This is a genomic window from Microbacterium xerophyticum, assembly GCF_053543555.1.
In genome coordinates, this window is record NZ_JBLVOB010000006.1 from 443,032 (window position 1) to 450,094 (window position 7,063).

Sequence of the window (7,063 nt, forward strand, 5' to 3'; positions counted from 1 at the left end):
CCGAGGGGGCCTCTCTCGCATCACGAGGAACTGGATCCGAGTGTCTCGGCGAGAGATGGTGGATGCCCTGCTCCTGGTGTCCGCCCCGCCCGGCGACGATCCCGATCTGCGGGCCGCCGCGGCGTCATGGGCGCTGTCCCGCCTCCCGGATCACCTGCATCCTCTGCTCAGAATGGCCAGGGCGATCTGTCTCGGCGACGCCCGGGACGAGCTGTCGACCGACCCGAACGCCCTCGAAGACCTCATCCGCGCGTTGAAGGTTCGCGTCGAACGCGCTCTCGACGCGCCGTGACAGATCCGGATCCGCTGATGTCCGGGCGCGGACGTTAAGGTGCAGTATGGGCAGACTCAAGTACGATCACACGGCCGAGGCGATCGGGATCGAAGACGAGACGCTGGCTCACCTGAAGGTCATCGTGGCGACGAAACTGCGGCGCCAGGAGAGCTTCATGATGACGTGGCTGCCGATCGACAGCGATCCCAACGGCCGGATGAGCGCGTGGATCCACCCTGCCGTGCCGCTGGTGTTCATGTTCGACGGCGTCGAGGTGCCCCCGATCGATGCGAAGCGATTGGAGGAGATGATGCACGCGACCAACGCCACCGGCGAGCTCATGCTCGATCACCTCGTGCGCGTCGAGATCGAGTGATTCCGGCCGATCAGTGCACGCGCACTGCGCCGGCCTGAACCCGCACCTCGAACGATGAGACCTCGCCGACCTCTTCTCCATCGACCTCGAAGGCCAATGGCTGCTCGAGCTCGACCTTGATCCGCTCGGCGGTGAGGTGCCGGGTGGACTCGGTGCTCACCGCCGTCTCGTCACGCGTGAGCAGGCGACGGATGCCGTTGTCCCAGACGACGGAGCGCACGGTGTCGAGCCACTGCAGCGCGCCGTCGGCGCTCACGAGCAGCAGATCGAGCAGGCCGTCGTCGAGCTTCGCATCCGGCAGCAGGCGGATACCGCCCTGCACCATGCCGCAGTTGCCGATCAGGAGCGTGTGTCCGCGCACGTCCTGCGCCTCTCCCCCGTCCAGTGCGATCGAGATGCTCGTCATCTCCGTGCCGGCCATGGCGCGTCCCATCGCCTCGACGTAGGCGAGCCAGCCCGCGCGATCCTTGAGATCGTCGTCGGTCTCCACGAGCATCTGCGCGTCGACACCGAACCCGACCATGACCATGAACGCCTGGTCCTCGCCGCCGGTGTTGACCCAGCCGAGATCGATCCGCCTGGTCTCGCCGTCGCTGATCCGGGCGAGCGCGGCGGGGATGTCGTCCAGCGGCACCTCGAGGTTGCGCGCCAGCAGATTACCCGTGCCCTGAGGCACGATGCCGAGTGCGGCATCCGATCCGGCAAGGGCTTCTGCGACCGCTCGCACCGTGCCGTCGCCGCCGACCGCGATCACGGTCTCGCAACCCGCCTCGAGGGCTTCCTTCGCCATGCCGAGGCCGGGGTCCTCTTCGCTCGTCTCCCACCACTGGACATCGCCGTCGATCGCGTCGGCGACAGCCGTCCGCAGCACGTCCTCCTCGATCTTCGACGGGTTCCAGATGATGCCGATCTTCGTCGCTGTCATGTGCTCAGCCTGAGCCAGCGCCGACGATTGCGCAACTCAGCCGTAGAAGAGGTTCTCGAACGCCCGACGTGCTCGTCTGGTGACGCCGAGGTAGTCCTCCTCGACGGCCGTGGCCGACCTGTCGGGGTAGCCGAGCAGATGACCGAGCGCATCGAGTTCACGGCGATCGGCCGGAAGCATGTCAGAGGTGTGTCCCGTCCGCAGCGTGATGGCCGAGCGCAGCCTGCTGGCCAGCAGCCATGCCTCGCGGAGCTTGTCCGCATCATCCGCCGGGATGAGGTCAGCGTCGACCGCGGCGTGAAGGGCGTCCAACGTCGACGTCGTCCGCAGCGCCGGCACCGCATGCGCGTGCTGCAGCTGCACGAGCTGGATCAGCCACTCGACATCGCTCAGTGATCCCGGCCCGAGCTTGAGGTGACGTCGCGGGTCTGCGCCCTGGGGAAGCCGCTCGCCCTCCACCCTCGCCTTGATCCGCTTGATCTCGCGCAGACCCTGCTCGTCGACCTGTTCCGGATAGCGGATGCTGTCGGCGAGTTGCATGAACTTCGTGAGCAGCTGCGCGCTGCCTGCGACGCCACGAGCGCGCAGGAGCGCCTGCGCCTCCCAGGACACCGACCAACGCCGGTAGTACTCGGTGTACGCCGCCATGGAACGCACCACGGGACCCTGTCGTCCCTCCGGGCGCAGATCCGCATCGAGCTCGAGCGGCACGCGGTGATCGGTCAGGTGCTCGCGGAGGCCGGCGACCAGCTTGGTCGAGAGGGTCTGCGCACGCTGAGGATCGATCCCGTTGGCGTCGTAGACGTACAGGAGGTCGGCATCGGATCCGAAGCCCAGCTCCGCGCCGCCGAAGCGCCCCATGCCGATCACGGCGAAATCGAGTGCATCGTCCTCTGGAGGCACCACTTCTCGGCGCACGGCTCGCAGACCCGCCTGAATCGTCGCGTCTGTGATCGCAGTGAGCGATGTCGCGATCTCCTCGATGGTGAGGACGTCGAGCACAGCGCCCATGGCTGTGCGCAGCAGCTCCCGTCGTCGAAGCGCGCGTACGGCCTTCAACGCAGGGCCCACCGACTTGTGACGTGTCTGGATGGCCCGTGCCTCTTCGTAGAGCTGCGACGCGGCGCGCGGACGAAGCCGCTCCGGGCTGTCCAGCCACGCCACCGACTCGGGTATCCACTCCATCAACTCGCCGATGTAGCGCGAGGCCGACAGCAGGCGCGTCAGGCTCTCCGCTGCGCCGGACGAGTCGCGCAGCATCCTCAGGAACCAGGAGGTGTCGCCGAGTCGTTCGCTGATCCTCCGGAACGCGAGCAGGGCGTAGTCGGGATCGCTGCCGTCCGCGAACCAGCGCACCATGATCGGCATGAGATGGCGCTGGATCGTGACCTTTCGGCTGATGCCGGAGGTGAGCGCGCCGATATGACGCAATGCGCCCGCAGCATCCCTGAAGCCGATGGCGGCGAGGCGATCATGAGCCTGCGCCGTCGAGAGGGTGCGCTCCTCCTCCGGAAGCGCGGCGACGGCGCTCAGCAGCGGCCGGTAGAACAGTCGGGTGTGGATGTCGCGGACTTCGCGTCGCACGCTCTCCCAGAGCGCCCAGATCCCGTCTCCGGTGTCGGCCAGCCCGGTGGCCCTGGCGAGGATGCGCAGTTCGTCGGTCGTTCTGGGCATGAGGTGCGTGCGGGAGAGCTCACGCAACTGCAGGCGGTGCTCGAGGAGGCGGAGCGTCCGGTAGTCCGTCGCGAAGGTCGCCGCGTCCTCGCGTCCGATGTACCCGCCTGCGACGAGGGCGTCCAGGCTCTCCAGGGTTCCCTTGGTGCGCAGGCTCGGGTCCGTGAGCCCGTGCACGAGCTGCAGCAACTGCACCGTGAACTCGATGTCGCGCAGGCCGCCCGTTCCCAGCTTGATCTGGTGGGCCGCGTCCTCGGGGTCGATGTGCTCGGTGACGCGCTCGCGCATCCGCTGCACGCTGTCCACGAAGTTCTCGCGTGCCGCGCTCGACCAGATCTTCGGCTGCACGGCGTCGATGTATGCCTCACCGAGCGCCGGATCGCCGGCGAGCGGTCGTGCCTTGAGAAGAGCCTGGAACTCCCAGCTCTTCGCCCATCTGTCGTAGTACGCCAGATGAGAGCCGAGTGAGCGCACCAGCGCTCCCTGCTTGCCCTCGGGACGAAGGTTCGCGTCCACCTCCCACAGCGGCGGCTCCACCTCGATGCCGGACAGCCCGCGCATCGTCTCGATGGCGAGCTTCGTCGCGATGTCGATCGCGCGGCCCTCGTCGAGTCGCTCCTCATCCGCGGTGCCGCCGACGAAGATCACGTCGACGTCGCTCACGTAGTTGAGTTCTCGGGCTCCCGCCTTGCCCATCCCGATGATCGCGAGCTGCGTGAGAGCGACTTCGTCTCGTGAACGCGCGGCGGCGACCCTGGTTCGGGCCACCGCGAGCGATGCTTCCAGCGCCGCCCCTGCGGCATCCGCGAGAGCGGCGGACACCGCGGCGATCCGGAGCGCGGGTTCGGGTGCCGAGAGATCGACGGCGGCGATCTCGGCGAGCGAGCGACGGTACTCGACCCGGAGTGCGACCAGCGCGGAATCGTCTGCGGCGCCGGCGAATCCGTCCTCGGCGCCGACGGCGTCGAGCAGACGCTCGCGCAGTGCCACCGCGCTCGGCACCAGCGGCCCCACCTCGCTCAGCACGGAGAGCTGCGCAGGATGTCTGAGGAAGAAGTCCGCCAGCCCTGTCGACGCGCCGAACACGCGCCAGCACACAGCGCGCGCTTCTTCATCCCGCAGCACCTGCTGCAGCGCGATCGGGTCGCGACGCGCCACTCGCACCATCCCGGCGGCCGCGCCGTCGGGATCGGCGCAGACCGCACCGTCGACGAGTGCCGCGCGTTCGATGCCGACCAGCGTCGAGAGTTCGTCGAGCACCTCGGCTGCAGCCCTCAGCTCCGTGAAGCCGATCTTCGCGAGGGAGGACAGTGAGGAGGTGGAGTCCGATCGAGCCATCGGCTCAGAGAAGCTCGAGGTTGCTCTTCAGCTCGAACGGCGTGACCTGACCGCGGTAGGCCTCCCACTCCTTGCGCTTGTTGAGCAGCACGTAGTTGAAGACCTGCTCGCCGAGGGTCTCTGCGACGAGCTCCGAGGACTCCATGTGCTCCAGTGCGTGGTCGAGGCTGGCAGGCAACGAGGAGTATCCGAGAGCACGACGCTCCGCGTCGCTCAGCGACCACACGTTGTTCTCCGCCTCAGGCGGCAGCTCGTACTCCTCTTCGATCCCCTTGAGCCCGGCCGCGAGCAGCAGCGCATAGGCGAGGTACGGGTTGGCCGCAGAATCGAGGCCGCGGTACTCGACGCGCGAGGACTGGCTCTTGTGCGGCTTGTACATCGGCACGCGGATGAGGGCTGAGCGGTTGGTGTGCCCCCAGGTCACGAAGCTCGGCGCCTCGTCCCCGCCCCACAGCCGCTTGTACGAGTTCACGAACTGGTTCGTGACGGCGGCGATCTCGTTGGCGTGCTTGAGCAGGCCGGCGATGAAGTGCCGCCCGGTCTTGGAGACCTGGTACTGCGCACCCTCCTCCCAGAAGGCGTTCTGATCGCCTTCGAAGAGCGACATGTGCGTGTGCATGCCGCTGCCTGGTTGGTCGCTCATCGGCTTCGGCATGAACGTGGCGTACACGCCCTGCTCGATCGCGACCTCCTTGACGACCGTGCGGAACGTCATGATGTTGTCGGCCATCGTGAGCGCGTCCGCGTAACGCAGGTCGATCTCGTTCTGACCCGGTCCGCCCTCGTGGTGGCTGTACTCGACCGAGATGCCCAGGTCTTCCAGCATCCGCACCGAGCGTCGGCGGAAGTCGTGCGCCGTCCCACCCGGCACGTTGTCGAAGTAGCCTGCGGAGTCGACCGGCACCGGCCCCTCAGGGCCGATCAGCGACGACTTGAGCAGGTAGAACTCGATCTCGGGGTGCGTGTAGAACGTGAAGCCGGCGTCGGCGGCCTTGGCGAGCGTGCGCTTGAGCACGTGCCGCGGGTCGGCGACGGCGGGCTGGCCGTCAGGGGTGGTGAGATCGCAGAACATGCGGGCGGTCGGGTCGACCTCGCCGCGCCACGGCAGCGTCTGGAAGGTCGTCGGGTCGGGCTGCGCGAGCAGGTCGGACTCGTACGTGCGAGTGAGGCCCTCGATCGCGGAGCCGTCGAATCCGATGCCCTCGGCGAACGCGCCCTCGACCTCGGCCGGCGCGATCGCCACCGATTTCAAAGTGCCGATCACGTCGGTGAACCAGAGGCGCACGAACTTCACGCCGCGCTCCTCGATCGTGCGCAGCACGAAGTCCCGCTGCTTGTCCATTCCCATATGACTAGTGCTTCCCATCCGCGTCGGTCGCCTTGTGCACGTCGGTCGCCTTGCGCCAGTCCTCGTCGATGGCTTCCTCCACCGCCCACGCCTCAGAGCGTGCGCGCAGCAGGTCCAGTGCACCCGCAGCCGCCTCGGCGGTGTCGAAGGGACCGATTCGGTCGACAGCGGGCGACTCGTAGCCGTGCTCCACCTGGCCGGTGCTGGTGTTGTACCAGTACTTGCGCTCCCCGCTGGACATGTATGAATCCTCACCGCGAGACATGGCCGCTCCCTTCGTAAGCTTCTGTCACGATCCTACTGTCGTCTCGCGTGCTCGCTAGGCTATTGACCATGGCAAAAGCGATCGGCGTCGACATCGGCGGCACAGGCATCAAAGCAGGAATCGTCGACCTCGACAAAGGGTCCCTCGACTCGGATCGTGTTCGCGTGGACACCCCCAAGGGTGCATCTCCTGACGACGTCCTCAAGGCCGTCAACGAGGTACTCGACACACTCGAGGTGCGGGAGTCGGATCTGCCTCTCGGTGTGGCCTTCCCCGCGATCGTGAAGAACGGCAAGACGCTCTCGGCGGCCAACGTCTCCGACAAGTGGATCGGCTTCGAGGCCGAGAAGTTCTTCGAGGACGGCCTCGGCCGTCACATCGCCTTCGTGAACGACGCGGATGCCGCCGGAGTCGCCGAGGTGCGCCACGGCGCGGCGCGTGACGTCGACGGACTCACGATCCTCGCCACGCTCGGCACCGGCATCGGCTCGGCGTTCCTGTACGACGGCGTCCTGCTGCCGAACACCGAACTCGGCCACCTGCTCTACAACGGCACGACGGTCGGCGACGCGTCCATCGAGCGGTGGACGGCGTACTCGGCGATGGAGCGCGAGAAGCTCTCGTGGGAGGACTGGGCGGCACGACTCCAGGTGTTCTTCTCGCACGTCGAGTTCCTGTTCAGCCCCGATCTGTTCGTCGTCGGCGGCGGCGTGTCCAAGCACCCCGAGAAGTTCATCCCGCTGCTCGAGCTCAACACGCCCATCATCCCGGCCATCCACCGCAACTCGTCGGGCATCATCGGAGCCGCGTCTCTCGCGGCCGACTGATCCCGCCCCGACCGCATACGAAGGGCTCGGCGACCT

7 protein-coding genes are annotated in these 7,063 nt (G+C 67.3%); 3 read left to right on the plus strand and 4 right to left on the minus strand.

Annotated elements, in window-relative coordinates; translation table 11 throughout:
- Positions 1-292 (plus strand): aminoglycoside adenylyltransferase domain-containing protein (locus ACNPNP_RS08770; RefSeq protein ID WP_448965649.1); only part of this gene is annotated, 292 nt, incomplete at its 5' end.
- A 46-nt stretch (positions 293-338) separates the two neighbouring features.
- Positions 339-650, plus strand: a complete 312-nt coding sequence (locus tag ACNPNP_RS08775; RefSeq protein WP_448965650.1) for a DUF7882 family protein — start codon at positions 339-341, stop codon at positions 648-650.
- A 10-nt stretch (positions 651-660) separates the two neighbouring features.
- On the opposite strand, the gene ACNPNP_RS08780 is transcribed toward ACNPNP_RS08775, so the two are convergent.
- From ACNPNP_RS08780 to ACNPNP_RS08795, 4 genes are read right to left on the minus strand one after another with little or no spacing between them, the layout of a single operon-like run.
- Positions 661-1,575, minus strand: coding sequence for a diacylglycerol/lipid kinase family protein (locus ACNPNP_RS08780; RefSeq protein ID WP_448965651.1), 915 nt, complete (start codon positions 1,573-1,575; stop codon positions 661-663).
- A 36-nt stretch (positions 1,576-1,611) separates the two neighbouring features.
- Entirely contained in the window at positions 1,612-4,587 is a 2,976-nt protein-coding gene (locus ACNPNP_RS08785; RefSeq protein ID WP_448965652.1) for a bifunctional [glutamine synthetase] adenylyltransferase/[glutamine synthetase]-adenylyl-L-tyrosine phosphorylase, read from the minus strand.
- A gap of 4 nt (positions 4,588-4,591) precedes the next feature.
- Positions 4,592-5,929, minus strand: coding sequence for a glutamine synthetase family protein (locus tag ACNPNP_RS08790; RefSeq protein ID WP_448965653.1), 1,338 nt, complete (start codon positions 5,927-5,929; stop codon positions 4,592-4,594).
- A gap of 10 nt (positions 5,930-5,939) precedes the next feature.
- The gene (locus tag ACNPNP_RS08795) at positions 5,940-6,176 is read right to left on the minus strand and encodes an SPOR domain-containing protein (RefSeq protein WP_206476448.1); all 237 of its coding nucleotides are present in this window, start codon (positions 6,174-6,176) and stop codon (positions 5,940-5,942) included.
- A 92-nt stretch (positions 6,177-6,268) separates the two neighbouring features.
- Between ACNPNP_RS08795 and ppgK the strand changes: the two genes are divergently transcribed.
- The gene (gene ppgK / locus ACNPNP_RS08800) at positions 6,269-7,027 is read left to right on the plus strand and encodes a polyphosphate--glucose phosphotransferase (RefSeq protein WP_448965654.1); all 759 of its coding nucleotides are present in this window, start codon (positions 6,269-6,271) and stop codon (positions 7,025-7,027) included.
- Positions 7,028-7,063 lie beyond the last annotated feature (36 nt).